At 41.8% G+C, this 26592-nt stretch carries 31 protein-coding genes and 1 other annotated feature; of the genes, 26 read left to right on the top strand and 5 right to left on the bottom strand.

The genetic code is table 11. The features are described 5' to 3' along the window. The first annotated feature begins 229 nt into the window (after positions 1 to 229). The 3 genes from BA70_RS09765 to BA70_RS19475 are packed head-to-tail and all read left to right on the top strand — an operon-like array spanning position 230 to position 1105. On the top strand, positions 230 to 748 hold the full coding sequence (locus BA70_RS09765; protein ID WP_051691136.1) for a PRC-barrel domain-containing protein: 519 nt from the start codon (positions 230 to 232) through the stop codon (positions 746 to 748). A 13-nt stretch (positions 749 to 761) separates the two neighbouring features. After that, on the top strand, positions 762 to 953 hold the full coding sequence (locus BA70_RS09770) for a hypothetical protein (RefSeq protein WP_003216308.1): 192 nt from the start codon (positions 762 to 764) through the stop codon (positions 951 to 953). Positions 954 to 973: 20 nt separating this feature from the next. Next, on the top strand, positions 974 to 1105 hold the full coding sequence (locus tag BA70_RS19475) for a YrzQ family protein (protein ID WP_078061693.1): 132 nt from the start codon (positions 974 to 976) through the stop codon (positions 1103 to 1105). A gap of 232 nt (positions 1106 to 1337) precedes the next feature. Here BA70_RS19475 and BA70_RS09775 read toward each other — a convergent pair whose 3' ends face one another. From BA70_RS09775 to BA70_RS09790, 4 genes are all read right to left on the bottom strand, one after another. Next, positions 1338 to 1988 (bottom strand): amino acid ABC transporter permease, encoded by a 651-nt coding sequence (locus BA70_RS09775; RefSeq protein ID WP_034321373.1) that lies wholly within the window; start codon positions 1986 to 1988, stop codon positions 1338 to 1340. Between the two features lie 15 nt (positions 1989 to 2003). Next, entirely contained in the window at positions 2004 to 2657 is a 654-nt protein-coding gene (locus tag BA70_RS09780) for an amino acid ABC transporter permease (RefSeq protein WP_034321376.1), read from the bottom strand. Positions 2658 to 2733: 76 nt separating this feature from the next. Next, positions 2734 to 3543, bottom strand: a complete 810-nt coding sequence (locus BA70_RS09785) for a transporter substrate-binding domain-containing protein (protein WP_034321379.1) — start codon at positions 3541 to 3543, stop codon at positions 2734 to 2736. Between the two features lie 13 nt (positions 3544 to 3556). Then, the gene (locus tag BA70_RS09790; protein WP_034321381.1) at positions 3557 to 4285 is read right to left on the bottom strand and encodes an amino acid ABC transporter ATP-binding protein; all 729 of its coding nucleotides are present in this window, start codon (positions 4283 to 4285) and stop codon (positions 3557 to 3559) included. 224 nt (positions 4286 to 4509) lie between these two features. On the opposite strand from BA70_RS09790, the gene BA70_RS09795 reads away from it, so the two are divergent. From BA70_RS09795 to BA70_RS09870, 16 genes are all read left to right on the top strand, one after another. Beyond that, positions 4510 to 5574, top strand: coding sequence for an AI-2E family transporter (locus BA70_RS09795; protein WP_034321383.1), 1065 nt, complete (start codon positions 4510 to 4512; stop codon positions 5572 to 5574). A 43-nt stretch (positions 5575 to 5617) separates the two neighbouring features. After that, positions 5618 to 5826: a binding site (T-box leader), on the top strand. An 81-nt stretch (positions 5827 to 5907) separates the two neighbouring features. Beyond that, positions 5908 to 8544 carry an alanine--tRNA ligase gene (gene alaS / locus BA70_RS09800; protein WP_034321385.1) on the top strand — a complete coding sequence of 879 codons (2637 nt, stop codon included), beginning with the start codon at positions 5908 to 5910 and terminating at the stop codon, positions 8542 to 8544. A gap of 89 nt (positions 8545 to 8633) precedes the next feature. Then, positions 8634 to 8900: an IreB family regulatory phosphoprotein gene (locus BA70_RS09805; RefSeq protein WP_024718370.1), complete on the top strand. Its 267-nt coding sequence runs from the start codon at positions 8634 to 8636 to the stop codon at positions 8898 to 8900. 3 nt (positions 8901 to 8903) lie between these two features. Further along, positions 8904 to 9320 carry a Holliday junction resolvase RuvX gene (ruvX, locus tag BA70_RS09810; RefSeq protein ID WP_034321388.1) on the top strand — a complete coding sequence of 139 codons (417 nt, stop codon included), beginning with the start codon at positions 8904 to 8906 and terminating at the stop codon, positions 9318 to 9320. A gap of 15 nt (positions 9321 to 9335) precedes the next feature. Next, positions 9336 to 9620, top strand: a complete 285-nt coding sequence (locus tag BA70_RS09815; protein ID WP_034321391.1) for a DUF1292 domain-containing protein — start codon at positions 9336 to 9338, stop codon at positions 9618 to 9620. Between the two features lie 151 nt (positions 9621 to 9771). Further along, positions 9772 to 10341, top strand: a complete 570-nt coding sequence (locus BA70_RS09820) for a biotin transporter BioY (RefSeq protein WP_223251616.1) — start codon at positions 9772 to 9774, stop codon at positions 10339 to 10341. Continuing rightward, positions 10341 to 11801: an acyl-CoA synthetase gene (locus BA70_RS09825; RefSeq protein WP_034321434.1), complete on the top strand. Its 1461-nt coding sequence runs from the start codon at positions 10341 to 10343 to the stop codon at positions 11799 to 11801. The genes BA70_RS09820 and BA70_RS09825 overlap by 1 nt, the downstream gene beginning before the upstream one ends. Further along, positions 11786 to 12871 carry an acetyl-CoA C-acyltransferase gene (locus BA70_RS09830; protein WP_034321394.1) on the top strand — a complete coding sequence of 362 codons (1086 nt, stop codon included), beginning with the start codon at positions 11786 to 11788 and terminating at the stop codon, positions 12869 to 12871. The genes BA70_RS09825 and BA70_RS09830 overlap by 16 nt, the downstream gene beginning before the upstream one ends. Before the next feature lie 73 nt (positions 12872 to 12944). Beyond that, positions 12945 to 14027 (top strand): endolytic transglycosylase MltG, encoded by a 1083-nt coding sequence (mltG, locus tag BA70_RS09835; protein WP_034321397.1) that lies wholly within the window; start codon positions 12945 to 12947, stop codon positions 14025 to 14027. Positions 14028 to 14243: 216 nt separating this feature from the next. Beyond that, the gene (locus BA70_RS09840; protein WP_034321400.1) at positions 14244 to 14909 is read left to right on the top strand and encodes an O-methyltransferase; all 666 of its coding nucleotides are present in this window, start codon (positions 14244 to 14246) and stop codon (positions 14907 to 14909) included. Then, positions 14906 to 15835 (top strand): peptidase U32 family protein, encoded by a 930-nt coding sequence (locus tag BA70_RS09845; protein ID WP_034321401.1) that lies wholly within the window; start codon positions 14906 to 14908, stop codon positions 15833 to 15835. The genes BA70_RS09840 and BA70_RS09845 overlap by 4 nt, the downstream gene beginning before the upstream one ends. Positions 15836 to 15855: 20 nt before the next feature. Beyond that, the gene (locus BA70_RS09850) at positions 15856 to 17124 is read left to right on the top strand and encodes a peptidase U32 family protein (RefSeq protein WP_034321403.1); all 1269 of its coding nucleotides are present in this window, start codon (positions 15856 to 15858) and stop codon (positions 17122 to 17124) included. A 7-nt stretch (positions 17125 to 17131) separates the two neighbouring features. Then, on the top strand, positions 17132 to 17764 hold the full coding sequence (gene udk / locus BA70_RS09855; RefSeq protein WP_034321405.1) for a uridine kinase: 633 nt from the start codon (positions 17132 to 17134) through the stop codon (positions 17762 to 17764). A 647-nt stretch (positions 17765 to 18411) separates the two neighbouring features. Then, positions 18412 to 18885: a transcription elongation factor GreA gene (greA, locus tag BA70_RS09860; protein ID WP_034321407.1), complete on the top strand. Its 474-nt coding sequence runs from the start codon at positions 18412 to 18414 to the stop codon at positions 18883 to 18885. Positions 18886 to 18935: 50 nt separating this feature from the next. Next, positions 18936 to 20678, top strand: a complete 1743-nt coding sequence (locus tag BA70_RS09865) for a peptidoglycan D,D-transpeptidase FtsI family protein (RefSeq protein ID WP_034321409.1) — start codon at positions 18936 to 18938, stop codon at positions 20676 to 20678. A 67-nt stretch (positions 20679 to 20745) separates the two neighbouring features. Further along, entirely contained in the window at positions 20746 to 21411 is a 666-nt protein-coding gene (locus BA70_RS09870) for a YrrS family protein (protein ID WP_034321411.1), read from the top strand. A gap of 92 nt (positions 21412 to 21503) precedes the next feature. Here the strand turns inward: BA70_RS09870 and BA70_RS09875 are convergent, their stop codons facing one another. Beyond that, positions 21504 to 21707, bottom strand: a complete 204-nt coding sequence (locus tag BA70_RS09875) for a YrzA family protein (RefSeq protein ID WP_034321437.1) — start codon at positions 21705 to 21707, stop codon at positions 21504 to 21506. A gap of 186 nt (positions 21708 to 21893) precedes the next feature. Here BA70_RS09875 and BA70_RS09880 point away from each other — a divergent pair, with 186 nt between their 5' ends. From BA70_RS09880 to BA70_RS20175, 7 genes are all read left to right on the top strand, one after another. Beyond that, positions 21894 to 22535, top strand: coding sequence for a class I SAM-dependent DNA methyltransferase (locus BA70_RS09880; RefSeq protein ID WP_034321414.1), 642 nt, complete (start codon positions 21894 to 21896; stop codon positions 22533 to 22535). A gap of 15 nt (positions 22536 to 22550) precedes the next feature. Then, positions 22551 to 23246, top strand: a complete 696-nt coding sequence (gene mtnN, locus BA70_RS09885) for a 5'-methylthioadenosine/S-adenosylhomocysteine nucleosidase (protein WP_034321416.1) — start codon at positions 22551 to 22553, stop codon at positions 23244 to 23246. Positions 23247 to 23292: 46 nt separating this feature from the next. Further along, positions 23293 to 24216, top strand: a complete 924-nt coding sequence (locus BA70_RS09890) for a PLP-dependent cysteine synthase family protein (RefSeq protein WP_034321418.1) — start codon at positions 23293 to 23295, stop codon at positions 24214 to 24216. A gap of 1 nt (position 24217) precedes the next feature. Continuing rightward, positions 24218 to 25366 (top strand): bifunctional cystathionine gamma-lyase/homocysteine desulfhydrase, encoded by a 1149-nt coding sequence (locus BA70_RS09895; RefSeq protein WP_034321420.1) that lies wholly within the window; start codon positions 24218 to 24220, stop codon positions 25364 to 25366. 72 nt (positions 25367 to 25438) lie between these two features. Next, the gene (locus tag BA70_RS09900) at positions 25439 to 25669 is read left to right on the top strand and encodes a YrhC family protein (protein WP_034321423.1); all 231 of its coding nucleotides are present in this window, start codon (positions 25439 to 25441) and stop codon (positions 25667 to 25669) included. Between the two features lie 445 nt (positions 25670 to 26114). Further along, positions 26115 to 26249: a YrzI family small protein gene (locus tag BA70_RS19485; RefSeq protein ID WP_078061696.1), complete on the top strand. Its 135-nt coding sequence runs from the start codon at positions 26115 to 26117 to the stop codon at positions 26247 to 26249. A 160-nt stretch (positions 26250 to 26409) separates the two neighbouring features. Further along, on the top strand, positions 26410 to 26553 hold the full coding sequence (locus BA70_RS20175) for a hypothetical protein (RefSeq protein ID WP_160171273.1): 144 nt from the start codon (positions 26410 to 26412) through the stop codon (positions 26551 to 26553). The last annotated feature ends 39 nt before the right edge of the window (positions 26554 to 26592 follow it).

Here is a 26592-nt window from a genome sequence, read left to right on the forward strand (position 1 = left end):
TGGCTTCCTTCATGGAAGCCATTTAGCGTGAAGACAAACCCTCGCATTCGTTGTCAGTCCTGCGTGCCGGTGCTCACGAATATCAAATTCGCTCCGCTCCAGTACTCGGCCTTCCTAGACTTCAAGGGTTTTCATATCACGCTGAAAAGAAGACAAAAAGCTAAAAAAGATCATTTTAGCTTTTTGTTCACAATCTGAATGGCTTCCTTCATGGAAGCCATTTCTTCGTATGAGTCATGAAGCAAACGCACACGATAAGACTGTTCCGCAAAAGGTGGTTGAGCACATTTTGAGAACATGTCGAGAGCTTGAAGGAATGTCGATTTATACAGGTGAGCAGTCTCATTCACTTGGTGCCATCAAAGATATTTGCTTATTAGCCGGCGGCAGCTGCGGGGGATATGTGTTAGAGGGGAAAAAGAAAGACTGTGCACTCATTCCATTCTCAGCTGGCGATAAGCTGACAGACAAAGGTCTATATGTGAGCTGCCAGGAGGGAGTCGGAATGGATTCCTCTGCCCCATCCTTATTATTTTCGAAATTGAAAAAGAAAATGATGCAATCAGCTGATGGTGAAAATTTAGGTATTTTGGAAGATGTATACTTTTGCGCAAATTCGGGCACAATCGTAGCATATGAACTCTCGGACGGCTTCTTTACAGAGCTATCAGGGATTCGAAAACAGCTGCATGCTGCCGGAACCTTGATGAACGTTCAAAAGGAAGCACTTGTTCTAAACCGAACGTAAAGAGGTGCTGATTATGCTCATTTGCCCAAATTGCAAATGTAAAGACATCGGAAAAATTGGGGTCAATCAATATTATTGCTGGGGCTGTTTTATTGAACTGACGCTGTCAAAAGGCAAAATATCTACACACCAAGTGGAGGAAGACGGTACTCTAAGCAGTTTAGATGATCTGTTTAGTGATGATGAACGTTCAATTCAACTATAAGTGTTAAGGGGGAATTTCGAATGGGCAAAATGACTTCTTCACTATTAACGCTTGGTGCAGGTGCACTGGCATATCACTTTGCAAGTCGATATGATATGCCATCGAAGCGGGATATGAAAAAGCTAAGAAAACGTGTTATGCGAATGCTTTAAACAAAAGGGACATCCACCATGAGCGGATGTCCAGCGTGTAGACAAACCCTTGCATTCGGTGTCAGGCCTGCACGCCGGTACTCACGTATGTTAAATTCGCTCCGTTCCGGTGCGTGTCCTTCCTAGACTGCAAAGGTTTTCTATCACGCTGAAAAGAAGACAAAGGGCTAAAATCAAGATCATTTTAGCCCTTTGTCAACAATCTGAGACATCCGTCAAGCGGATGTCTTTTTTATGCCTGCCGGTATTCTAAACGGCGTGCAAGTAAGGATAAGCTGAAGTTGACAACAAAATACATCATAGCCGCCAATAGGAAAATAGGCAGTAAATACGACTGGCTCTGACCGTTTAAAATTTGTGCGTGATGTAATAGTTCAGGAAGCGCAATGACAACAGCAAGCGATGTATCCTTTAAAAGTGAAATAAATTGACTCACAATCGGTGGTACCATACGGCGTAAAGCCTGGGGCATAATAATCGTTTTTAATGTTTGAATATAGGTTAAACCAGAAGACCTGGCAGCTTCGATCTGGCCCTTATCAATTGATTTTAGACCGCTCCGAATAATTTCTGACAGCATGGCTGATTCAAACACGGTTAAAGCTGCTATGGCAGAGGCTGTGATGCTTAGTTTGATGCCGATTTCAGGCAGTGCAAAATACGTAAAAAAGATGATCAGCAAAAGCGGCAGGTTCCGAATGGTTTCTACGATGACCGCCAGCACCTTTGATAAAACCGGAATTTGAGCGAACCGCAATGTGCCAACGACTAATCCGATGATAAAGCTCAAAATGATGGAGATAAAAGCCACTTTTAAGGTGACAGCAAATCCTTCAAGTAAAAAGGCGAGATGATCAGGCTGGTAGGCACCTATAAAATCCATTGTGTTTCCTCCTTTCTAGTGGCTTCTTGCCAATCTTCTTTCTAAATAACCAACGCCTAGACTGAGCGGAATGGTTAATAGCAGATAAAACATGGCAACAAAGATGTATACATCAAATGTCACAAACGTTCTAGAAGCGATGAGGTCTCCTTGATACATGAGATCAAACCCGGCAATGACACCTAGAATAGAGGAGTTTTTGACAAGGTTAATAAATTGATTCCCAAGAGGGGGAACGACAATTTTAATCGCTTGCGGAAGAATAATATATCGCATCGTCCCGCCGTATGAAAGACCAGAAGCCCGGGCTGCTTCCATTTGTCCAAGCGGTACTGCTTGTATACCTGCTCGAATGGCTTCAGCAATAAATGCAGAGGTATAGATGGCCAGAGCAATGGTTCCAGCTGTGAAGCCATCTGCCACAATACCTAGCACTGGTAAACCAAAGAAGAAAACAAATGTGATTAATAATAACGGAATATTCCGAATAAATTCCACGTAAGCCGTTCCTAACCAGTTGAGCGGCTTTAGTGGAGCAATTCTCATAATCGCAATGAGTGTACCGATCAAAAAGCTTCCAATCAAAGCAATGACACTTGCACCAATGGTATATTTAAACCCTTCTAAATAAAGATTGAAGTTTTCAGTTAAAATTGAAAACCGCAGCAATCAGTTCACTTCCTTCCTGGCCCACAGGGGAGCCAATGAGCGGCTCACCTGTGGGCATCTTGACTTAGTCAAACGATTATTCTTTGATCCATTTTTTATGAATCTTGTCATACTCTCCATTGTCTTTTAAAGTCTTTAACGCTTTGTTAATGGCATCTGTCAATTGTTGATCGCCTTTCTTCACAGCAATGCCATAAGGCTCATCTGTAAAGGTTCCGCCGACGACTTCGTAATTTGAATCCTCGTCTGCCATGCCAAATAAGATGGCATTATCTGTTGTAAGCACCTGCCCTTGGTTTGATTTTAGTGCTGTAAAGGCTTCCTGATAGTTTTCAAATTCTAAAACAGATGCTTCAGGTGCTTTCTCACGGATATTTTGAGACGAAGTGGATCCTTTCACTGCAAGCACCTTCGTTCCTTTTTTGAGATCATCAATTGATTGAATGTCGCTTCCTTTTTTCACAAGCAGTGATTGTCCTGCTTCAAAGTAAACATCTGAGAAATTGACTTCTTTTTTGCGCTCTTCTGTAATGGTCATAGTAGCAACAATCGCATGAATATCACCCTTTTGCAGCAAAGGAATTCTTGTTTTAGATGTCACTTCTTTGAATTCTGCTTTTCCTTCATCGCCGAGCATTTCCTTTGCGATGGCTTTAGCGATATCAATATCAAACCCTTCAATATCTCCGTTGCTAGGATTTTTTAGACCGAAAAGACGGGTGTCATTCTTTACACCGAAAATGATTTTTTTGTCTTTCTTAATGGCTTCTAATGAACTTCCTTGCTTCGCATCAGTCGAGCCTTTTTCAGTAGAACCACAAGCAGCCAGTGCGACCATACAGCAAGTCATAAAGAGTAATAGACCAAAACGTTTCATTTTTTTCATCAAACCATTCCCCCTAGTGATTTAAAATACGGCTTAAAAATAACTGAGCACGTTTCTCGCGCGGTTTCTCATAAAATGCAGCGGGTGTTGATTCTTCAAGAATTCTACCTTCATCAATAAAGACAATGCGGTCAGCCACTTCCCGGGCAAATCCCATCTCGTGTGTGACGACAACCATGGTCATTCCTTCGCGGGCCAGCTGTTTCATTACATCTAGTACCTCACCGATCATTTCTGGATCAAGAGCAGATGTCGGTTCATCGAAAAGCATGACCTCAGGCTTCATAGCAAGCCCCCTTGCAATGGCAACGCGCTGCTGCTGTCCTCCGGAAAGTCTTGAAGGGTAGGTGTCTGCTTTATCAGGAATGCCAACTTTATTTAAATAAAATTCAGCTGTTTCCTTCGCTTCTTCCTTGCTCACTTTTTTGACCTTCATCGGCGCAAGCATAATGTTTTCGAGCACCGTCTTATGCGGGTAGAGGTGAAAATGCTGAAACACCATCCCGATATTTTGCCTAACAAGATTGATGTTGGTCTTCGGATGCTGAACAGACACTTGGTTGACAAGTACTTTTCCTTCATCAATGCTTTCGAGACGATTGATGCACCTGAGCATCGTGCTTTTACCAGACCCTGAAGGACCGATGATCACAACAACCTCACCTTTTTGAATATGTAGGTTAATGTCCTTAAGTACATGGAACTGGCCATAATGTTTGTTGACTTCTTCGAATGTGATCATGAAGAACCTCCTCTTGTGTTTATTTGGCTAAAGTGGATTCTAGCATACCTTGTGTGAAAATAAGTAAATAATGGAATATTTTCTAACGAGATTTTACAGCAAACAGTGACTTTGGAAGGAGCTGTATGTTTCATGTGTATTCATTTTTAACAAAGTTAGGACAAATTTTATTTACATGGATAATTGCAGAAGATGGTTAAACAATAAGAAAAGAGGTGAAAAAGGTGAAGAAACGTCCGATCCAATTTCTAATATATGCTGCAGGTGTACTGCTTGTCCTTGCATCCTTACTCATTTTGGTTCAGCTCGACGAGTTATGGATGCCTATTTTTTTATTGTTAAAAGCGGTTCTTATTCCGCTGCTCATTGCCATTTTTATTTCTTATTTGCTTTATCCTATTGTGGAAAGACTGCATGGGCGAGGCTTGCCGAGAACAGTCAGTCTCTTATTGATTTATGTGCTGTTTTTTGGTGGGATTGGTTTTGCGGTCTATAAAGGGGCGCCTGTCATGATTACGCAGTTAAATGAGCTGTCTGAACAAATTCCTGTGCTTGCCGAAACCTATAATGGCGCTTTATCTCATATTCATCGTCATACAAGCCATTGGCCTGACGGACTGCATGAACGGCTTGATCGTTTGATTGTTCAATCGGAAACATATGCAGCAAATGGGGCAGAGCGGATGATTCTAAGCTGTAAAGTATTATTTGATTACGCATTAGTCGCAGCGCTCATTCCTTTTCTTGTCTTTTATATGGTGAAAGATATGAATACAATGAAACGGGCTGCATGGTATTTAACCCCGCCAAGATTTCGAAAGAGAGGACACGCATTTGTGAAAGCAGTCGACGACTCGCTTGGTGATTATATTAGAGGACAATTGCTTGTTTGTTCATTGATTGGGGGAGCAGCAGCCATCGTTCTCTGGCTGTTTCATATCCCGTATCCGCTTGTATTAGGCATGCTGATTGGAGCAACGAATGTGATTCCGTATTTTGGTCCTATTATTGGGGCGATTCCTGCTGTATTTATTGCTTTTACCATTTCGGTGAAATCGGTTATCATTGTGCTGATCACAGTGGCTGTGCTGCAATTTTTGGAAAGCAATATACTTAGCCCGATTATCGTTGGAAGAAGTCTTCATATGCATCCTGTCGTCATTATGCTTGTTTTGCTCGCAGGAGGAGAGTTGTTTGGCTTAATTGGGATGATTTTAGCCGTACCAACTGCCGCGATTATCAGGGTTATGATTGTGCAATATATCCTGATGAGGCGAAGCGTTCATTGACAAGACGAGCCGAGTTGTCTATAATAATTTCGATTCATACATATTGAATTCAATGATGGACCCGAGTACGTTAAAAAGCTGTTGCAGAGAGAGGCTTTATTTTGCTGAGAAAAGCCTTATCAGACCTTTAACGGAAGCTAGTCCTGAGTGCAGATAAACACTGCCGCTCTCTTCCAGCGTTATCGGATGTGAAGGTGATAGACGAACATGTCTATAATCAGGGTGGTACCGCGAGAACATCTCGTCCCTGTGTAAGTAGTTTTATGCTTGCATAGGGCGGGGTGTTTTTTCGTTTGTGTGGAGATTGATGAAATGAAAAGGGAGGATTTTTGAATGAAAACTTTAACTTCTGCTCAAGTACGTCAAATGTTTTTAGACTTTTTTAAAGAAAAAGGACATGCTGTAGAACCGAGTGCGTCACTTGTACCGCATGATGATCCAACACTGTTATGGATTAACAGCGGGGTCGCGACATTAAAGAAATACTTTGATGGCCGCGTGGTTCCTGATAATCCGCGTATTTGTAACGCGCAAAAATCCATTCGTACGAATGATATCGAGAATGTTGGGAAAACAGCTCGTCATCATACGTTCTTTGAAATGCTTGGCAACTTTTCTATTGGTGACTATTTTAAAGAAGAGGCTATTGATTGGGCTTGGGAATTCTTAACGAGTGACGAGTGGATTGGCTTTGATCCGAATTTGTTATCTGTCACTGTACACCCAGAGGACGAAGAAGCGTATATTCTTTGGAGAGATAAAATTGGTGTACCTGAAGACCGTATTATTCGCCTTGAAGGAAATTTCTGGGATATTGGCGAGGGGCCGAGTGGACCGAATACGGAAATTTTCTATGACCGCGGTGAAGCATACGGTCACGACTTGAACGATCCAGAATTATATCCAGGTGGGGAAAATGAGCGTTATTTAGAAGTATGGAATCTTGTGTTCTCCGAATTCAACCATAATCCAGATGGTACATACACACCACTGCCGAAGAAAAACATTGATACAGGGATGGGTCTTGAACGAATGGTATCTGTCATTCAAAACGTCCCGACGAACTTTGATACAGATCTATTCATGCCGATTATTCGTGCTGTAGAAACCATCTCTGGAGAAAGCTATGGGGAGACGAAGGAAAAGGATACAGCATTTAAAGTCATTGCTGACCACATCCGGACTGTTGCCTTTGCCGTAAGTGACGGAGCGCTTCCTTCCAATGAAGGCCGCGGGTATGTGTTAAGACGTTTGCTGCGCCGTGCCGTGCGTTATGCAAAAACGATCCATATTCACCGTCCATTCATGTATGATCTAGTGCCAGTTGTGGCGGAGATCATGAAGGATTTCTATCCAGATGTACAAGCAAAAGAAGAATTTATTGCGAAAGTGATTAAAAACGAGGAAGAACGCTTCCATGAAACACTGAATGAAGGGTTAGCCATTTTGTCAGAAGTGATCAAAAAAGAAAGAGACAAAGGCAGCTCACAGATTTCAGGTGAAGATGTATTTAAGCTGTATGACACGTATGGATTCCCTGTCGAGCTGACAGAAGAATATGCAGAAGATGAGAACATGACAGTCGATAGAGAAGGCTTCCAGACAGAGATGGAGAAGCAGCGTGAACGTGCAAGAAATGCGAGACAAGATGTTGGCAGTATGCAGGTTCAAGGCGGAGCTCTAGGTGATATTAAAGTAGAGAGTACCTTCGTTGGTTACGAAAATTTAACTGCGGCCTCCCGTATGATCGAATTGCTTCAAAATGGTGAAATTGTCGCGGAAGCACATGAAGGAGAAACGGTGCAAATCTTATTAGATGAAACACCTTTCTACGCAGAAAGCGGCGGACAAGTTGCTGATAAAGGGACATTAAAAAGCGCAGAAGCCATCATTGAAATCAAGGATGTGAAAAAGGCGCCAAACGGTCAGCATGTCCATGAAGGAGTGGTCGTAAGCGGTACGGCTCAAAAAGGACTTGAAGTGACTGCAGAAGTGGAATCAGCTCTTCGAAAAGGCATTGTGAAAAACCATACAGCGACGCACCTGCTTCATCAGGCTTTGAAAGATGTACTGGGCACACACGTGAACCAAGCAGGCTCATTGGTGAATGAAAACAGACTTCGCTTTGATTTCTCTCATTTTGGACAAGTAACAAAAGAAGAATTGTCACAGATTGAAAAAATCGTCAACGAAAAAATTTGGGAAGGCATTTCTGTTGCCATTGACCTAAAACCAATTGCTGAAGCGAAAGAAATGGGCGCAATGGCGCTGTTTGGTGAGAAGTATGGCAATATTGTCCGCGTTGTCCAGGTAGGCGATTACAGCATCGAGCTATGCGGCGGCTGTCACGTACAAAATACTGCGGAAATCGGTTTGTTTAAAATTGCATCTGAATCGGGTATTGGTGCTGGAACGCGCCGTATTGAGGCTGTCACTGGTAAAGGTGCCTACGAAGAATTAAATGACCAGCTGGCTATTTTAGAGCAGGCAGCTAGTGAGCTTAAGTCAAATACAAAAGATGTACCAAAACGTATCGCTTCATTACAGGCAGATTTAAAAGAGGTTCAAAGAGAAAACGAGTCCCTTCTTGCGAAATTAAGTCAGGCAGAAGCAGGCTCTATTTTAGAAAAAGTAATAGACATTGGCGGAGTGAAAGTGTTAACAGAAAAAGTAAACGCCAAAGACATGAACCATTTAAGAACAATGGTAGATGACTTAAAAGCGAAATTAGGATCAGCTGTCATCGTGCTCGGAGCCGTTCAAAATGGAAAAGTAAACATTTCAGCAGGAGTGACAAAAGACGTTATCGAAAAAGGCCTTCATGCAGGGAAGCTTGTCAAGCAGGCAGCTGAAATCTGCGGCGGAGGCGGAGGCGGACGTCCAGACATGGCGCAAGCAGGCGGGAAACAACCAGAAAAGCTTGAAGAAGCACTGGCAACTGTCGAAGAATCTGTCAAATCCGTTTTATAATCAGGCAATGTAGTGTAGAATAATGGTATTAGATGAGCGGTTAGAAAAAAGCTTGCTAGTAGAATGTTGGAAGAGAGGTGCAAGAAGCAGTGAGTTCATTTGATAAGACAATGAAGTTTAACTTCTCTGATGATTCAGCTGAAACCAATGTGAATGAAGTGCTCATTACAGTCTATGACGCACTCCAAGAAAAAGGATACAACCCGATCAATCAAATTGTCGGATACTTGCTGTCAGGCGACCCTGCTTATATTCCAAGACATCAGGATGCACGCAACCTAATTCGTAAACTAGAACGAGACGAATTAATTGAGGAATTGGTTAAATCGTACTTAGAGACACATAAAGAGGCGTAAAACATGAGAATTTTAGGCTTAGATTTAGGCACGAAAACCCTTGGTGTTGCGATCAGTGATGAAATGGGATGGACTGCGCAAGGGATTGAAACAATTAAAATTGATGAAGCAGGCGGAGACTTTGGTCTCGCCCGCCTGTCTGACATCATTGCGCAATACGGAACGGATAAAATCGTACTTGGCTTTCCAAAGAATATGAATGGTACGGTCGGTCCAAGAGGCGAAGCCAGCCAATCATTTGCGAAAGTGTTAGAAAACACGTACAATGTTCCTGTTGTGCTTTGGGACGAGCGTCTGTCGACAATGGCAGCGGAAAAAATGCTCATCTCTGCAGATGTGAGCAGACAAAAGCGTAAAAAAGTCATTGATAAAATGGCGGCTGTCATGATCCTGCAAGGGTACTTAGACAGCTTAAATTAAAATGAGGTGAATCAAATGGAACACGGAGAAAAGCAAATTACAATCGTTGATGATAATGGAAATGAACAGCTTTGCGAAGTACTATTTACTTTTGAAAGCGACCATTTTAACAAATCATATGTTCTTTACTACCCTATTTCTGAGCAAGACAACGAAGAAATTGAAATTCATGCATCAAGCTTCACACCGAACGAAGACGGTGAAGATGGCGAGCTAGAGCCAATCGAAACAGATGAAGAGTGGGACATGATCGAAGAAACGTTAAATACGTTCTTAGATCAAGAAGAAGACGAAGAATAGAACAAACAAAAGGCCTGTGAATATGATCTAAATGATCTTTTTTCACGGGTCTTTTTTACGCCTAATATGTTAACTTTAATTAATTTAAGGTTGACATAAAACGCTCGAACTTTTACTCTATTTTTATCAAAGAATCGAGTGAGGGGCATGAATGTTGAAAATTCAAGATATGATGCAAATGGCGTTAATGACAGCAGTCATTGGGATGTTAGGGTTGATCCCGCCGATTTTACTTACGTTTACACCTGTACCAATCACATTGCAAACCGCAGGTCTTTTGCTTGCAGGGGGGCTGTTAAAGCCAAAACAAGCGCTGATCAGTTTACTTCTTTTTCTCCTGATTGTGGCAGCAGGCGCACCTCTTTTGTCTGGAGGAAGAGGCGGGATTGGGGTCTTTTTTGGACCAAGCGGTGGTTTTTTACTTGCTTATCCAGTGGCTGCCTTTATGATCAGCCTGTGGTTGAACCGGCTGAAAAAAGTGACCGCTCTGCGTCTTTTTATGATCTATGGGGTATGCAGTATCGGGATTCTGTATGTATGCGGCATTCCTTTTCAAGCCATGATGATGCATATAAAAGTCACACAGGCAGCTCTGCTCAGTTTGATTTATGTACCAGGTGATCTCATCAAAGCTGGAATGTGTGCTGTCTTCACGGTGAAAATCATTCAAGCAATGTCCTATCGAAAAAGGGACCTACATAAAGGGAGGCGTGCGGTTTGATTAGAATAACTGAAAGCTATGCAGTACATGCAAAAATGAAACCAAATCATATCGCCATCATAGATGAACAAGAGAGCATCACTTATCAAGATTGGTATGAACGCGTGCAAACATCAGCACAGTGGCTAAATGAAACGGCTCATCACCAAAAAAGAGTCGCTTTTTTAGTATCAAATGGTGCTTCTTTTCTACAAATATTTGCTGGAGCGGCTTGCGCAGGATGGACAGCCGTTCCTCTTGATCCGAGATGGAGCCATGAAGAATGTGTAGAAAAGCTCTTGTTAAGTGAGGCGGATCTCGTCATTATTGAGGATCGATATATGAGAAGGTTTGAAAAGAACAAGGTAGACATACCGGTTCTTTCTTTATCTGAATGGAAAGAAAGAATGAGCCCTATCACATACGTTCAATCTAACAATCAAGATACCGAGGAAGATCCTGCCTTTTATATGGGGTTTACTTCAGGATCAACGGGTTCACCCAAAGCCTTTATGAGGCGTCAGCAGTCATGGATCGAGAGCTTTCGAATGACAGCCTCTGAATTTGGGATCACTCATCAAGATCATGTTCTCATTTTAGGCACACTCTTATCCTCTCATTTTTTATATGGTGCCATCAGTACACTATACTTTGGCGGCACGGTGACGTTATTAGAAAAGTTTGTGCCAGAGAAAGGAAAGACAGCCCTAGAAAGGGGAGACATCACTGCTGTTTATACGGTCCCTACCATGACAGAATCATTACTGCAAATTGATGCTTTCGGAGACACCCCGCTTCTTGTCATATCCTCTGGGGCTGATTGGGGAATCTCTTCAAAAAAACAACTAGTAAACAACTATCCCCATATCACATTTTTTGATTTTTATGGAACATCAGAGTTGAGTTTTGTCTCCTATTTATCTTCAACTGACTTTCTGCAAAAGCCTTCTTCTGTCGGACGGCCTTTCTCTACGATTCAAGTTGAAGTGAGGCGAGCAGATCAATCCATCTGTCAGCCAAATGAAACAGGGAGAATTTATGTGAAAAGCCCGATGTCTTTTTCAGGCTATTTACACGAGGAAAAACCTCCGCAGGAGTGGCTGACAGTTTATGATATGGGGTGGCTGGATGAAGACGGATATCTGTATATGAGCGGCCGTGAGAATGGCATGATCGTTTATGGAGGACTGAATATTTTTCCAGAGGAAATTGAGCGGGTGCTAAATGAACAGCCAGAGGTGAAGCGGTCGATCGTCATTGGCCTTCCTGATCCATATTGGGGTGAAATCCCTGTTGCCATTATAGAAAAAGCGCAGCAGACGAAAACCATTCGGCAAGCTGCCAAAGAAAAACTAGCGGCTTATAAGGTACCAAAAAAATGGCTTGTCATTGACCAAATGATTGAAACATCCGGCGGGAAAATCGCCCGTGCCAGCATGAAAAAGTGGGCGGAGGATCAATTGGCATGCAAGCAGTCATAGTGGAAGCGAAACGGACACCCTTCGGTGACAAAAACGGAATGCTGAAGGATTACCGTCCAGAGCATTTAGCGGCGCCCCTTATTCAGCATTTGTCTCAGCTGAGGAAGCCAGATGACGTGATTTTAGGCAATGTGGTAGGAGGTGGGGGAAACATTGCTCGCCTGTCCTCATTAGAAGCAGGGCTTTCTCTACACATTCCCGGTATGACCATTGACAGGCAGTGTGCCTCTGGTCTTGAAGCGATTAGAACAGCTTGTGTCATGGTTCAATCGGGGGAGGGCTCGATGTATATCGCAGGCGGGACTGAAAGCATTTCAGGATCACCAATGAAAGAAAGAGCCCGCTTTTCACCGGAGTGGTTGGGAGATCCACATATGGGAGAAGCAGCAGAGCTGGCCGCATCAAGATTTTCTGTCACGAGAAGAGAACAAGATGATTATGCGCTTTTAAGCTGGGAAAGAAGTATAGAGGCATTCAAACAAGGAACGTATTTAGAAGAAATTGTTCCGATTGACGGGATGAACACAGATGAAGCGGCCGCTAAAATAAGACCAATCGCAAGGCTGATCGAGCGGGCAAAGCCTGTCTTTTTACCAGAAGGAACTGTGACCGTAACCAATAGCTGCAAGGAAGCCGACGGCGCAGCCGCAGTCGTTGTGATGGAAAGAGGTGAAGCGGAGGCCAAAGGCTTAAGGCCTAAGTTACGGTATGTCGGAAGTGCTGTGACGGCTATGCATCCGCATTTTCCTGCTGCTTCACCCATTGAGGCGATCAAGAAACTATTACATAAGGAACAGATGAAGATAGAGGACGTAGCGCTGTTTGAAATCAATGAAGCGTTTGCGCTCAAAGTAGCGCTTATTGCTCGGACGCTAGGTATACCTTATGACCGGATCAACAGAAGAGGCGGTGCACTTTGTCTTGGGCATCCATACAGCGCATCAGGAGCTTCCATGATGGTGAGGTTATTTTACGAAGCTCACGCCTTGCCGAAAGGAAGCTATGTCATGGCTGCCATTGGCAGTGGTGGCGGTGTTGGTTTAGCCGTACTATGTGAAGTTCTGTCATGAGATGCATGGGGAAGTAATTGCCGAACTCCGTCGAATCATGTACTATAAAGGCTAGATGTGAGGAGGGCCATGCATGTTTTCAGAACAAAAGAAACGACCATTTTTCAAAAGAAAAAAGGGGATCGTCCTGTTATCTGTACTTGCTGTGATCATTATTGCAGCATTATCAGGCTTTTTATATGTTAAATCAGCACTTGGACCGGTCGATCAAAAAAGCAAACAAACAATTAATATTCATATTCCGAATGGGACATCTGTCCGTGAGATTGCGGGCATTTTAAAAGAGAATGGGCTTATTTCGAATGACACGATTTTCACTTACTATGCAAAATACAAAAACGCGTCCGGCTTTAAAGCAGGATACTTTCATTTGAAACAAACAATGGACGCCGAACAGCTCATTCAAAAGCTGACATCTGGCGGCACAGATTACGCCTTTCAGCTTGTAATTCCTGAAGGAAAACAGCTGTCTGATATTGCAACGATCATTGCCAACCAGACGAATTTTTCAGCGAAGGAAGTTGAAGCGAAGCTGGATGATCCAACTTTTATTAAAAAGTTGATGAAAAAATACCCGAAAACGGTGACATCACAGGTTGATGGAAAACAGGTCAAACATCCGTTAGAGGGATATTTATTCCCTGCTACGTATCCATTTTATCGTGAGGATGAATCACTCGAAACGATCATTGATACAATGATTAAACAAACGGATCAATACGTGAAAACATATGAAAAAGACATGAAAAAGAGAAACATGTCCATACACGATGTGTTAACAATGGCATCACTGATTGAAATGGAAGCAACGGAAAAGACGGATCGCTCAAAAATCTCAAGTGTGTTTTATAACCGATTGAAAAAGGACATGCCGCTCCAAACAGACCCAACAGTCCTTTATGCGCTTGGTGAGCATAAATCCCGAGTCTATTACAAAGACCTAAAGGTGAAATCGCCGTATAATACGTATATCAACAAAGGGCTGCCACCTGGACCAATTGCAAATGCTGGTGAATCTTCATGGAAAGCAGCACTGCACCCAGAGAAAACGGATTTTGTTTACTTCCTTGCGAAGAAAAATGGAGAAGTCGTATTTACGAAAACGTTAAATGAGCACAACAAAGCGAAAGCGAAATACATCACAGGCAGCAATTAACGCACATGTGAATCGAAAAAGACTGTAGACAATAGCCAGATTGCCTGCAGTTTTTTTCGTTGGAATATCCATTTTATAGGTTCGCAATTACCACTTCTTTGTGGTAAAATATATCGGGTTGTTTTTACTTAGATGAACGAAAGATTGATTGACGAGAAAGAGAGCTGCAATAGGCAGGACTCTTCTTTTTCAGGTCATGAAGGAGCTAGACATATAATGACTATCGAAGATGATCAAATAAATGATTATATTGAATATTTAATTCAACCAAGTCCAGATGCAATCGCTCAATTAGAGATATATGCAAAAGAGCATCATGTGCCAATCATGGAAAAGGTGAGCATCGAGCTTTTACTTCAGCTGCTTTCTATGAAAAAGCCGAAGAAAATTCTTGAGGTTGGGACAGCTATTGGCTATTCGGCGATTAGAATGGCGATAGCTCTCCCAGATGCTGAGATTTACACAATTGAGAGAAATGCGAAACGTTATGAAGAAGCGACACGGAACATTGAGGAATTAAAATTAAAAGAAAGAATACACGTCTTCTTTGGTGATGCCATGGAATCGGCTAAAACCGTCCAAACGATGGCGCCCTATGATGTGATCTTCATTGATGCCGCAAAAGGGCAGTATAAACGTTTTTTTGAGCTGTTTGAACCGATGCTGGCTCATGACGGAATGATTATTACAGACAATGTATTATTCAAAGGCTTAGTCGCGACAAATTATGAAGAAGAAATTGAAGACAAACGAAAAAAACAACTAATTGGAAAAATTGATCGATACAATCAATGGCTGATGTCAAACCCTGACTTCCAAACATGTATCATTCCAGTTGGAGATGGGATCGCCATTAGTACAAAAAGAGGTGACCAATCATGAAAAAACCAGAATTGCTTGTGACGCCAAGCAAAGTGTCAGACGTACTGCCATTAATCGAGGCGGGAGCTGATGCATTTTTAATAGGCGAACAGACATACGGGATTCGTCTTGCAGGCGAGTTTTCAAGAGAAGATGTGAAACATACGGTTGAGCTTGCACATGCCCATCACAAAAAAGTGTATGTGGCGATGAATGCGATTTTTCATAATGACCGTGTGCAGCTGCTTGGAGATTATTTAACCTTTCTCGATGCATTAAACGTGGATGGTGTCGTCTTTGGAGACCCGGCAGTGATCATGGCTGCAAAGGAAACAGGGGTCAGCCTGAATCTTCACTGGAGTACAGAAACGACTGGAACAAACTATTACACTTGTAACTACTGGGGCAGAAAAGGCGCAACGCGCGCTGTTCTTGCCAAAGAGCTGAACATGGACAGTGTGATCGACATCAAAGAAAATGCCGAGGTGGAGATCGAAATTCAAGTCCATGGCATGACATGTATGTTCCAATCGAAACGTACGCTCATCGGGAACTATTTTGAATACCAGGGCAAACAAATGGACGTGGAAGGCAGACATATGGAGGAAGGACTATTCCTTCATGACCAAGAGCGTCAAAACAAATACCCTATTTTCGAGGATGCAAACGGCACTCATATTATGAGTCCAAATGATGTGTGTATGATTGATGAATTAGAGGAGTTTGTCGACGCAGGTGTTGACTCATTTAAAATTGACGGAATTTTAAAGTCACTTTCTTATATGACAGAGGTGACGTCTCTATATAGAAAAGCAATTGATTTGCTAACGACTGACAAAGAGGCTTATGAAGATCAGAAAGATGATTGGGTGAAGCGGATTGAAGACATTCAGCCAGTCAATCGTTCGATTGATACAGGATTCTTCTTTAAAGAAACGGTTTATTAATATAAGAGGAGGCAGAGGAAATGGCACTTTTAAAGGATGGTATTTCTGAAATGATTGATGGAAAACGTGTCATTACAAAAAAACCAGAACTGCTTGCACCAGCAGGGAGCCTGGAAAAGCTGAAAATTGCTGTACATTACGGAGCAGACGCCGTCTTTATTGGCGGGAAAGAGTTTGGACTTCGCTCAAATGCTGATAACTTTTCAATTGAAGAAATGGCAGAAGGCGTCTCATTTGCAAGCAAATATGGTGCGCGAATTTATGTGACAACGAATATATTTGCCCACAATGAAAACATGGACGGGCTAGAGGAATATCTTCAAGGGATTGAAGGTGCTGGTGTAGCGGGAATTATTGTGGCTGATCCACTGATCATTGAAACATGTAAACGTGTGGCGCCAAAGCTGGAAGTTCACTTAAGCACGCAGCAATCTCTTTCAAATTGGAAGGCTGTTCAGTTTTGGAAGGAAGAAGGGCTTGAGCGTGTGGTGCTTGCACGTGAAACAAGTGCGCTAGAAATTATAGAAATGAAAGAAAAGGTCGATATTGAAATCGAAACGTTCATTCACGGCGCGATGTGTATTGCTTACTCTGGCCGCTGCGTGCTTAGTAACCATATGACAGCAAGAGATTCTAACCGCGGAGGCTGCTGCCAGTCTTGCCGCTGGGATTATGATCTTTATAAACTAGAAGGTTCTGAGGAAGCACCATTATTCGGTGAAGAAGATGCACCATTTGCGATGAGCCCAAAAGACTTAAAGCTTGTCGAATCCATTCCTCAAATGATTGAAATGGGAATTGACAGCTTAAAAATCGAAGGACGGATGAAATCAATTCATTATGTAGCAACTGTTGTGAGTGTGTACCGCAAAGTCATCGATGCCTATTGTGCTGATCCAGACAATTTTGTCATTCAGCAGGAATGGTTAGATGAATTAGATAAATGTGCAAACCGTGACACAGCTCCGGCCTTTTTCGAAGGTGTACCAGGAACTGATGAACAAATGTTTGGCATTCATGGAAAGAAAACAACATTTGACTTCGCAGGTCTTGTTCTTCATTATGATGAAAAAGAACAAATCGTGACATTGCAGCAGCGTAACTTCTTTAAAGCTGGCGATGAAGTCGAATTCTTCGGACCAGAAATTGAGAATTTCACTTGTAAAATCGATAAAATTTGGGATGAAAAAGGGAATGAGCTAGATGCCGCTCGCCATCCGCTGCAAATTGTGAAATTTAAGCTTGATCAAAAAGTATACCCTAGCAACATGATGAGAAAGGGGAAATAACAGACCCATGGGGAGAAAACCAGTGGTGATTGGAATTGCTGGCGGCTCGGGTTCAGGTAAAACGAGCGTCACCAATTCCATCTATGAACAATTTAAAGGACATTCCATCCTCATGCTTCAGCAAGATTTATATTACAAAAATCAAAGTCATATGCCATTTGAAGAGCGCCTGCTCACGAACTATGATCATCCGCTTGCATTCGACAATGACCTCATGTTTGAGCATTTGGAACAGCTGCTAAGATACGAATCCATTGAAAAACCAATTTATGATTTTAAACTAAATACACGTGCAGAAGAGACTGTACATGTTGAACCAAAGGATGTCATCATCGTTGAAGGCATCTTTGCACTAGAAGATGAACGTCTTAGAGACTTAATGGATATTAAACTGTATGTGGATACAGATGCAGATCTTCGCATCATTCGCCGCATTTTACGCGATACGAAGGAAAGAGGCCGTTCGATCGATTCCGTGATCGAACAATATGTATCTGTTGTCAGACCGATGCATAATCAATTCATTGAACCGACAAAGCGATACGCTGACATCATCATCCCAGAAGGCGGCCAAAACCATGTAGCGATCGACCTCATGGTGACAAAGATTCAAACGATTCTTCAAAACCGCGGAGAGTAAATGGTGAAGAAGAAAAAGACCTTTACAATGTAAAGGTCTTTTCAACATCATGATTACGAAGAAGAGAGTAAAAACCAATATTTCACTTATTTCTAGTGGTAGATGAAACTGAAGCATTTTGAGAAGCAAAACATTGAATGAAAGATTTAATATGATAGGAAAACAATGAAGAAAAGCAGAAGTAGAAAAATCACTATTATATAGTGAAAAAATGAAGTTGTAAAAGTATATTAAAAAAACGACAAACAAATCATCACAAATTTTCAAACAATTCTTGATCAAAATGCAATTTTGTAATAATATAGCATAGACATATCGTACACTGACCATATTATGTATTGGAAGATGAAGAATGGATAAGCTATTCTTCTACATATGATCGAAATGGCCGAACGAGGTACAGGAGCTTCCTGTGCCTTTCCACAGTTTGTGCGATGAAGATACATTATCTTTAGACCGCTAGTGGTCCTGCCAAAATAAAAGGCATAATAGTTGCATCTAAAAGGGACGCCATGTAAGATGGACTTTTACGAATATGGGACAGAAGGAATGAGGGCCTGAACATGTCCTCATTCTTGTATATTTCAGTCGTCACTCACATGCAGAAAGCTTGTATGATGAGGATTAATAGAAGGAGTGAATGATTCATGGCACACGAGAAAGTATTTCCAATGACAGAAGAAGGAAAGCGTAAATTAGAAGAAGAGCTTGAATATTTGAAAACGGTTAAACGTAAAGAGGTTGTAGAGCGTATTAAAATCGCTAGAAGCTTTGGAGACCTCTCTGAAAACTCGGAATATGATTCTGCTAAAGAAGAGCAAGCGTTTGTAGAAGGTCGTATCACAACGCTTGATAATATGATTCGTAATGCCAAAATTATCGAAGATGAGGGGAACTCAAATGTTGTCTCACTTGGTAAAACGGTGACATTCGTTGAATTACCGGACGGAGAAGAAGAGTCTTATACGATTGTTGGAAGTGCAGAAGCTGATCCGTTTGAAGGAAAGATTTCAAACGACTCACCGATTGCAAAAAGCCTATTAGGCAAACAAGTAGATGACAAAGTAACCGTTCAAACACCTGGCGGAGAAATGTTCGTCCAAATTGTAAAAATTTCATAATCACGTTTATACGATAAACACCTCGTCCACAATAGGGACGAGGTGTTTTTATGCGCAAAAAAAGAAGAATTCAATGGACAGGTGCCATTATTTTTATCCTGCTGCTCGGTCTTCTTATTAGACTGGCAGAAATTCAGCTGTTTTTCACAGAATCTTTTTCAAAACTCGATATCAATTTAATACAAGAAAGTGTCAGACAGCGAACAGAGGAAGTGGTCATTTCAGACGGACGCGGCGAATTTTTAGACCGAAATGGCCAAGCGCTTCTCACAAAAGAACAGCCTGCGGTCATCTTATTTCCTTTTCTACAATATGATCTTCCTCATTTAAAGCAAACCGCCTCTATTCTTGAAATGGAAGAAAACGAACTCAAAAAACAGCTAACAGAAACCAAAAAACCTCTCATTCTAAAAGAGGACATGACGAAAAAAAAGCTGAAAGACATCAATGATATGAAATATTCAGGTGTTTACGGCGTATATATGAAAGAGAAGGACAAAAAAAGACTTGCCCTCCACACATTAGGCTTTACAAGCGAGAATCCAGAATTACTGAGAAAGCGTTATCCTGATAAAAAAGAGCTTTCAATCCGAACAGAAATCGGTACATTCGGGCTGGAAAGTACCTTTGACGAATTTCTATTACCCGAGCAAGACACAAAATTGTTATATCATGTGGATGGAAGGGGAAACCCTTTGTTTGGGATGGACGTCAAATATACAGCAGAAGCTCATTCGTTTTATCCGCTTCAGGTTCAGACAACAATGGATGAAGACATGCAAGCTGAAATGGAGAAGGTTCTAAAAGAACAAGGTGTCGAAAAAGGCGGAGCTGTTCTGCTCGATATTCAAAATAGCGGTGTGCTGGCCATGGCGAGTACTCCAAATGTCACAAGTAAAAACCGGCATGAAGCAAGAAATTACATGCTAACAGCCATTGCACCAGGCTCCGTATTTAAAACAGCCGTGCTTGCCGCAGCGATCGAAAAAAATCTCGACCAGCCACAAACCATGTATGACTGTCGAAAGAATTTATATGGAGAGCCAGAAGGAAAACAGGAAGTGTTGAATTTGTCTGAGAGCTTTGCGCAAAGCTGTAATTATACCTTTGCAACACTCGCTGGTCAGCTCATCCAAACAGATGATCAAATCATCGAAAAGACGGCTTCAAAGCTTGGACTCATTGATCGAGCTGGCTGGGAAGGGGATGTATACCATAAACAGCAATTCAAACAGTTCGATCGTGAAGAAACAGGCAGTGTGTGGGGAGATAAAAGAGACAAGCATGTCAAAAAAGCCATTGCGCAAACAGCGATAGGTCAAAAAAATGTCAAAACGACTCCTTTGCAAATCGCCAATATGATGGCAACGATCGCAAGAGGCGGAGAACGAAAAGAAGTGAGAATTGTAGATAAAGTGCTGTATCAAAACGGAACAACGATGCTATCCTTTCAAAACAAACGATCTGAAGGAGACAGCATTGACCGCTATACAGCCCAAAAGTTGCAAAAGTACTTAAGGCAGGTGGTGACGTCTGAAAAAGGAACAGGAAGAAGGTTTCAAGATTTGCCATTCGATGTGGCGGGGAAGTCAGGTACTGCTCAAACCGGCAGTAAAGACAAAAAGGGGAATCCACTTTATCATAAGTGGTTTGCTGGATACTTTCCGGTGGAAAAACCAAAATACGCCCTTGTCGTTGTTCACCTTGACGAGACAAGTGGCCGGGCTAAGACAAATGATGCGTTTTATGATATTGTAAAAAAGGTCAATCAAATTGAAAAGAAACAGACATAGAACATCCCTTCATGTCATGTTAGAATAGTAACGACTTAGGGAACAGAGGCAAAGGAGTGCAGAGATTTTGAGTAGAAATTCTCGATTTGAACATCGTGATAAGCGCAGAAAGGCGAACATGGTGCTTAACATATTAATTGGTATCGTTGTGGTACTTATTTTGGTTGTCGCAACGAGTTTGTTAATCTTTAATAAACCGAAAGATCCAGATGTAGCAGATGCACCATCGAAAACGGCACCTGCAACGAGTGAAAATAAACAAAACTCAGAAGAAGATGTGAAAGATCAAAAGAAAGACACATCCGATGATTCAGATGCAAAAAAAGATGACTCATCCGATCAAGACGACGATTCGAAGAAAACAGATGATGAAAAAGAGCCAAGTAAAGATGCGTTAAAAGATGCCAAAGAAACAGACGGTGGTAAAACGAGTGACGTAGACAAAACATACGAAAACGATGACTGGGAGCCTGTAGGAACAGAGCAATCCGGTTCACATACAGCGACCTATGATTCTAACTCAAAAGACTGGAAAGAAATGATCAAAGCCATGTCCTATGCGACAGGAATTTCAGAGGATCAAATGACTGTTCTTTGGTTAGGAAATAACGGAGGACCTCAAGATGCAAAAGGAACCATCCGTGATAAATCAACAGGTGAACGCTATCGCGTAGAAATTACGTGGGTGGATGGAAAAGGGTGGAAACCTGAGAAGGTTGAAAAATTAAAATAAGTATGAAAAAAAGATAGCAGTTATGCTATCTTTCAGATTGTTGACAAAGGGCTAAAATAATCTTTATTTTAGCCCTTTGTCTTCTTTTTTATTTAGACATTCGCTTTAAAATGAACAACCGCTGTATACAAAATCCGGTCATCGATCACAGTCGTTTGATGACTCACTGAATGAACGGTTAGCAGGATCGCCTGATTATGTTCAATTTGTGTTTGGATCTTATGTTCAAGCTCTTTTAAAGACGTTGCCTCAAAAAATTCAATTTTGTCCTTTAAAAAATCCAGTTGAAAATCCATTTCATTCACCCCTCCATGCTCTTCATTCATCTTAATCTCTCTCTTTCAAAAGGGCAAATATTTTTCTACCCCTCCCAGTATTTTTTAGTAGGAAAGAAACAGAAGTTGTGGTAGGATAAGAACTGTTCGATGGAATAAAACATACTATACACATAGGAATAAATAGATAAAGTGGAGGGAAAGAAAATGGGACGTGAGTTTCTTTCTTTATTTGATCATTGGGCTGAGTCTTATGACGACACTGTAAGTGGTCATGATGAGCAGTATGAAGAAGTATTTCGCCGGTATCCGGCCATTTTAAAAGAGATTGCTCGACGTTCAGGTCAATATGTCCTTGAGTTTGGAAGCGGCACGGGTAATCTAACGGCGGCGCTGCTTAAAGCAGATAAAACCGTGTTTGGCGTTGAACCATCAGATGCCATGAAGAAAGCAGCTCTTCAAAAAGGAGTACCAAATGTGTTTCATGATGGGGACTTTTTATCGTTTCCAGCGCCACCATTTGAGCCCGATACGATCGTTAGCTCATACGCTTTCCACCATTTAACGGACGAAGAAAAAAAACAAGCCATTCACACCTATGGCAACATCCTTCATTCAGATGATAAAATAGTCTTTGCTGATACAATGTTTCAAAATCAAGCAGCACATCAAGCTGAAATCGACAAAGCCAAAGCCGCTGGATTCGACCAGCTTGCAGAGGATTTAGAAACTGAATACTATCCATCGATTGATGTGTTAAAGCAAATCTTCGAAGAAGAAGGTTTTAGCACATCCTTTCATCAAATGAATGATTTTGTTTGGATCGTAGAGGCGAAGAAAAGGGAATGAAAGGATGTTTTTGATTTGAAAATCGCAGTAATAGGTGCAATGGAAGAAGAAGTCACGATTTTAAGAGATCAACTAAAGAATGCAACACAAGAAAACATCGCTGGGTGTGAATTTACAACAGGTGTTTATGAAGATAAAGAAGTAATTTTATTAAAATCAGGGATTGGAAAAGTGAATGCGGCGGTCAGCACAACACTTCTGCTTGACCGTTTTCAGCCAGATTATGTGATCAATACTGGATCTGCTGGCGGTTTTCATCACTCATTAAATGTAGGTGATATTGTCATATCTACAGATGTCAGACATCATGATGTAGATGTCACAATCTTTGATTACGAATACGGACAAGTGCCAGGATTGCCAGCTGCTTTTGTCGCAGATGAAAAGCTTGTGAAACTTGCAGAGGAATCTGCTTTAGAGATCGATCATATTCAAGTGGCAAAAGGAACGATTGCAACAGGAGATTCGTTTATGAATGATCCGAATCGTGTAGCGTTTGTGAGAGAGAAGTTTCCAGAGCTATATGCGGTGGAAATGGAGGCAGCGGCCGTTGCGCAAGTGTGCCAGCTCTTTGGAACGCCATTTGTTGTCGTTCGAGCGCTATCGGATATTGCGGGGAAAGAATCCAATATCTCCTTTGATCAATTTCTTGAGCAAGCAGCGATTCACTCAACAGACCTTGTCCTGCGTATGATAAAGCAAACACAATAAAAGAAGGGGTTTCCCCCTTCTTTTCCATGCAAAGGAAGGGAAACATATGGCTGTCATAAAGGATATTACAGAATTAATTGGCCACACACCGCTTTTAAAGCTGTCAGGGATTGGCATCCCGGAAGGTGTTGAGGTGTATGCAAAGCTTGAAATGATGAATCCAGGTGGAAGTATTAAGGATCGTTTAGGTGACATGCTGATTAGAGAAGCATTGGCATCTGGCAAATTGCGGCCAGGCGGAACCATTATTGAAGCAACTGCCGGAAACACAGGAATCGGGCTTGCCCTAAGTGCCAGAAAGCATCAATTGCGAACCGTTTTTTTTGTACCAGAACATTTTAGTCAAGAAAAACAACAACTGATGAAGGCGCTTGGTGCAGAGATTATTCATACACCAAGAAAAGAAGGCATGAAGGGTGCAATTGATCGAGCTCTTGAACTAGAGGCAAGCCTTGACAATGCCTATTGCGTGTTACAATTTAAAAACCGAGTAAATCCATTGACTTACTATAGAACACTTGGTCCAGAATTATGGTCCGACTTACAAGGGAATATTGATGTATTCGTGGCAGGAGCAGGATCTGGCGGGACTTTTCAAGGATGTGCCGCCTATTTAAAAGAGCAAAATAAGGCGTTAAAAACGGTTGTTGTGGAACCAGAAGGATCGATTTTAAATGGGGGGGAACCGGGCCCGCATAGAACGGAAGGAATTGGCCTTGAATTTATTCCAGACTATATGGAATCGTCTTTATTTGATGAGATTTACACCGTCAGTGATGATGATGCTTTTCGAATGGTGAAAGTAGCCGCTGAAAGAGAAGGCATTCTGCTCGGAAGCTCTTCTGGCGCTGCGTTATTTGCCGCTTTAGAGGAAGCCAAAAAGGCAGCACCTGGGACAGTTATTGTCACCATTTTTCCTGACAGCAGTGAGCGGTATTTAAGTAAAGGAATTTATGAGGGAGGAAAATAGAATGAAACCAAAAACAATGATGATTCATGGCGGAACAACTGGTGATGAAAAAACAGGCGCTGTGTCTGTACCCATTTACCAAGTGAGCACCTACAAGCAGCCGAAAGCAGGCGAACATACAGGATATGAATATTCCAGAACAGCGAATCCAACAAGAACGGCACTGGAAACAGTCATTCGTGACCTTGAAGGTGGAGCAAATGGCTACGCATTCGGTTCGGGGATGGCTGCCATTACTGCAGTGATGATGCTGTTTAACAGTGGAGATCATATTGTTCTGACAGACGACGTGTACGGCGGAACCTACCGAGTCATCACGAAGGTGCTCAATCGTATTGGTATTGAGGCTACCTTTGTTGATACTAGTGATCCAGAAGCGGTGAAAAAAGCGGTTTTACCTGAAACAAAAGCCATTTACATTGAATCACCGACCAATCCTTTACTTAAAATGACCGATCTAAAAGCCATCAGCCACATCACAAAAGAAGCCAACATCTTGATGATTGTCGACAATACATTCTTTACGCCGTATTTCCAAAAGCCAATTGAATATGGGGCTGACATTGTCCTGCACAGTGCCACAAAATATTTAGGTGGCCATAGTGATGTTGTGGGTGGACTTGTCGTGACAGCAACGAAAGAGCTTGGAGAAGAACTGCACTTTGTTCAAAACTCTACAGGCGGTATTCTTGGACCGCAGGATTCGTGGCTTCTCATGAGAGGGATGAAAACGCTTGGACTAAGAATGGAAGCACATCAACAAAATGCGCAGAAAATCGCCGAATTTTTAGCACAACATCCAGCAATCACACGTGTCTTTTATCCAGGTTTGAGTGCCCACCCAGGTCACGAACTCGCGAAAACACAAGCAACAGGCTTCGGCGGGATGATTTCTTTTGATATTGGAAAAGAAGAAAATGTCGATGTGTTTTTAAGTCAGCTTAAGCTGTTTACAATAGCAGAAAGCCTTGGAGCGGTTGAAAGCTTAATTTCTGTCCCTCCTCGAATGACTCATGCATCCATCCCAAAAGAGCGCCGAGAAGAGCTTGGTATCACAGATGGTTTAATTCGCATTTCAGTCGGTATTGAGGATATTGATGACTTATTACATGATATTGAACAAGGGCTGAACGCACTGGCGAATGGATAGATTTACATGCCCCTCGCTTTCTCTCACTATGTTAAGCTATGAATAGACATTGATTACGGGAAGGTGAAACAAGTGAAGGAAAAGTGGAGTGGTTTAGTGACAGATTACAAGCAGTACGCTTTTATTTTGCTTGCTGTCAGCGCCTTTTTATATATTGGTACGATCTTACCTAACCAGCACATCGAAGGATCTCCAAAAATGCTGATGATGGCAGTAGATTGTATGTTCTTATTAGCAGCTTTTCTTTGTGTAAAACGTGCGATCTTTTTTCAAAAAAAACTGCAAGAACTAGATGAAGATTAATCCGAAAAGTCTCCTCATGTGATGAGGGGGCTTTTTTATTGTATTGGACAATCGGCCAAAAATGACTGTAGAAATTTAGTCAAAAGTACAAAAAAAACCTAAATGACTAAAAACAGGTTTACAAAATGGTGCTTGCTGGATATACTTACAAAGTAATTAAAAACGTAAAGGAGGCTGAAGAATATGTTATTCGTATCTACTTGTGATCAATTCAACAAACAATTTCATCATGTCATCAGCCTGTGGAAGAGCTCGTGTCCTTCCTTTACCTATTACGGTGCACGCTTTAAAACTGTTTAAGTAAACGAGGATTTTTTACGTATCATCCATCGCAGGTTGAAAGACACTGTCTTTTGATCTGCATTTTTGTGTGCCCGCAGGTCAACTGATAAAGAAGATCTGCGGGCTATTCGCGTGCTGCGAACTTGAAGGGAGGTGAGCGTAGATGACAATCCATTTATTTTTTATTACATTGACGATCCAGCGTAAATACAAAGACATGGAAACCGTTCTTTATGAACAACAAGTCGAAACCTTTTATGAAGAAATGAAGCAGAAACAACTAAAGTATATGAACTAAAACAGGAAAAGAAAAAAATGAAAAGGAGGAGATTGACATGTTTAAGATGCTTGCAATGCTTGATTGTTATACTAGGGAGAAGGACCAGGTTTAGACACGCTCCACATTGAGCACCTGCACATATGATAACCGTAAAAGGAGATTGTGAGGTGATCAATGAATGGCGATGTCACCATATATGAGGTTTCCGTCAGTGGGGCACGGGTATGCATCCATTCCGCATTCTTTAAAGCACGGGTACGGCAATCCATACCGAATGCAAAGAGAGCAGCAAGAAATGCTCAGACATACTATGTACAATTAAAATTAAAAACCTTATTGCCATTAAATTTAATGATATGGA

The organism is Bacillus zhangzhouensis (assembly GCF_000715205.1).
In the GTDB taxonomy this organism is placed as follows: domain Bacteria; phylum Bacillota; class Bacilli; order Bacillales; family Bacillaceae; genus Bacillus; species Bacillus zhangzhouensis.

Excerpts from the sequence above, each read along its gene's own strand:
- BA70_RS09765 (WP_051691136.1), top strand. The coding sequence starts at position 230 with ATGAGTCATGAAGCAAACGCACACGATAAGACTGTTCCGCAAAAGGTG.
- BA70_RS09770 (WP_003216308.1), top strand. The coding sequence starts at position 762 with ATGCTCATTTGCCCAAATTGCAAATGTAAAGACATCGGAAAAATTGGG.
- BA70_RS19475 (WP_078061693.1), top strand. The coding sequence starts at position 974 with ATGGGCAAAATGACTTCTTCACTATTAACGCTTGGTGCAGGTGCACTG.
- BA70_RS09775 (WP_034321373.1), bottom strand. The coding sequence starts at position 1,988 with ATGGATTTTATAGGTGCCTACCAGCCTGATCATCTCGCCTTTTTACTT.
- BA70_RS09785 (WP_034321379.1), bottom strand. The coding sequence starts at position 3,543 with ATGAAAAAAATGAAACGTTTTGGTCTATTACTCTTTATGACTTGCTGT.
- BA70_RS09790 (WP_034321381.1), bottom strand. The coding sequence starts at position 4,285 with ATGATCACATTCGAAGAAGTCAACAAACATTATGGCCAGTTCCATGTA.
- alaS (WP_034321385.1), top strand. The coding sequence starts at position 5,908 with ATGAAAACTTTAACTTCTGCTCAAGTACGTCAAATGTTTTTAGACTTT.
- ruvX (WP_034321388.1), top strand. The coding sequence starts at position 8,904 with ATGAGAATTTTAGGCTTAGATTTAGGCACGAAAACCCTTGGTGTTGCG.
- BA70_RS09815 (WP_034321391.1), top strand. The coding sequence starts at position 9,336 with ATGGAACACGGAGAAAAGCAAATTACAATCGTTGATGATAATGGAAAT.
- BA70_RS09820 (WP_223251616.1), top strand. The coding sequence starts at position 9,772 with ATGTTGAAAATTCAAGATATGATGCAAATGGCGTTAATGACAGCAGTC.
- BA70_RS09830 (WP_034321394.1), top strand. The coding sequence starts at position 11,786 with ATGCAAGCAGTCATAGTGGAAGCGAAACGGACACCCTTCGGTGACAAA.
- mltG (WP_034321397.1), top strand. The coding sequence starts at position 12,945 with ATGTTTTCAGAACAAAAGAAACGACCATTTTTCAAAAGAAAAAAGGGG.
- BA70_RS09840 (WP_034321400.1), top strand. The coding sequence starts at position 14,244 with ATGACTATCGAAGATGATCAAATAAATGATTATATTGAATATTTAATT.
- BA70_RS09845 (WP_034321401.1), top strand. The coding sequence starts at position 14,906 with ATGAAAAAACCAGAATTGCTTGTGACGCCAAGCAAAGTGTCAGACGTA.
- BA70_RS09850 (WP_034321403.1), top strand. The coding sequence starts at position 15,856 with ATGGCACTTTTAAAGGATGGTATTTCTGAAATGATTGATGGAAAACGT.
- udk (WP_034321405.1), top strand. The coding sequence starts at position 17,132 with ATGGGGAGAAAACCAGTGGTGATTGGAATTGCTGGCGGCTCGGGTTCA.
- greA (WP_034321407.1), top strand. The coding sequence starts at position 18,412 with ATGGCACACGAGAAAGTATTTCCAATGACAGAAGAAGGAAAGCGTAAA.
- BA70_RS09865 (WP_034321409.1), top strand. The coding sequence starts at position 18,936 with ATGCGCAAAAAAAGAAGAATTCAATGGACAGGTGCCATTATTTTTATC.
- BA70_RS09875 (WP_034321437.1), bottom strand. The coding sequence starts at position 21,707 with ATGGATTTTCAACTGGATTTTTTAAAGGACAAAATTGAATTTTTTGAG.
- BA70_RS09880 (WP_034321414.1), top strand. The coding sequence starts at position 21,894 with ATGGGACGTGAGTTTCTTTCTTTATTTGATCATTGGGCTGAGTCTTAT.
- BA70_RS09890 (WP_034321418.1), top strand. The coding sequence starts at position 23,293 with ATGGCTGTCATAAAGGATATTACAGAATTAATTGGCCACACACCGCTT.
- BA70_RS09895 (WP_034321420.1), top strand. The coding sequence starts at position 24,218 with ATGAAACCAAAAACAATGATGATTCATGGCGGAACAACTGGTGATGAA.
- BA70_RS19485 (WP_078061696.1), top strand. The coding sequence starts at position 26,115 with ATGACAATCCATTTATTTTTTATTACATTGACGATCCAGCGTAAATAC.
- BA70_RS20175 (WP_160171273.1), top strand. The coding sequence starts at position 26,410 with ATGGCGATGTCACCATATATGAGGTTTCCGTCAGTGGGGCACGGGTAT.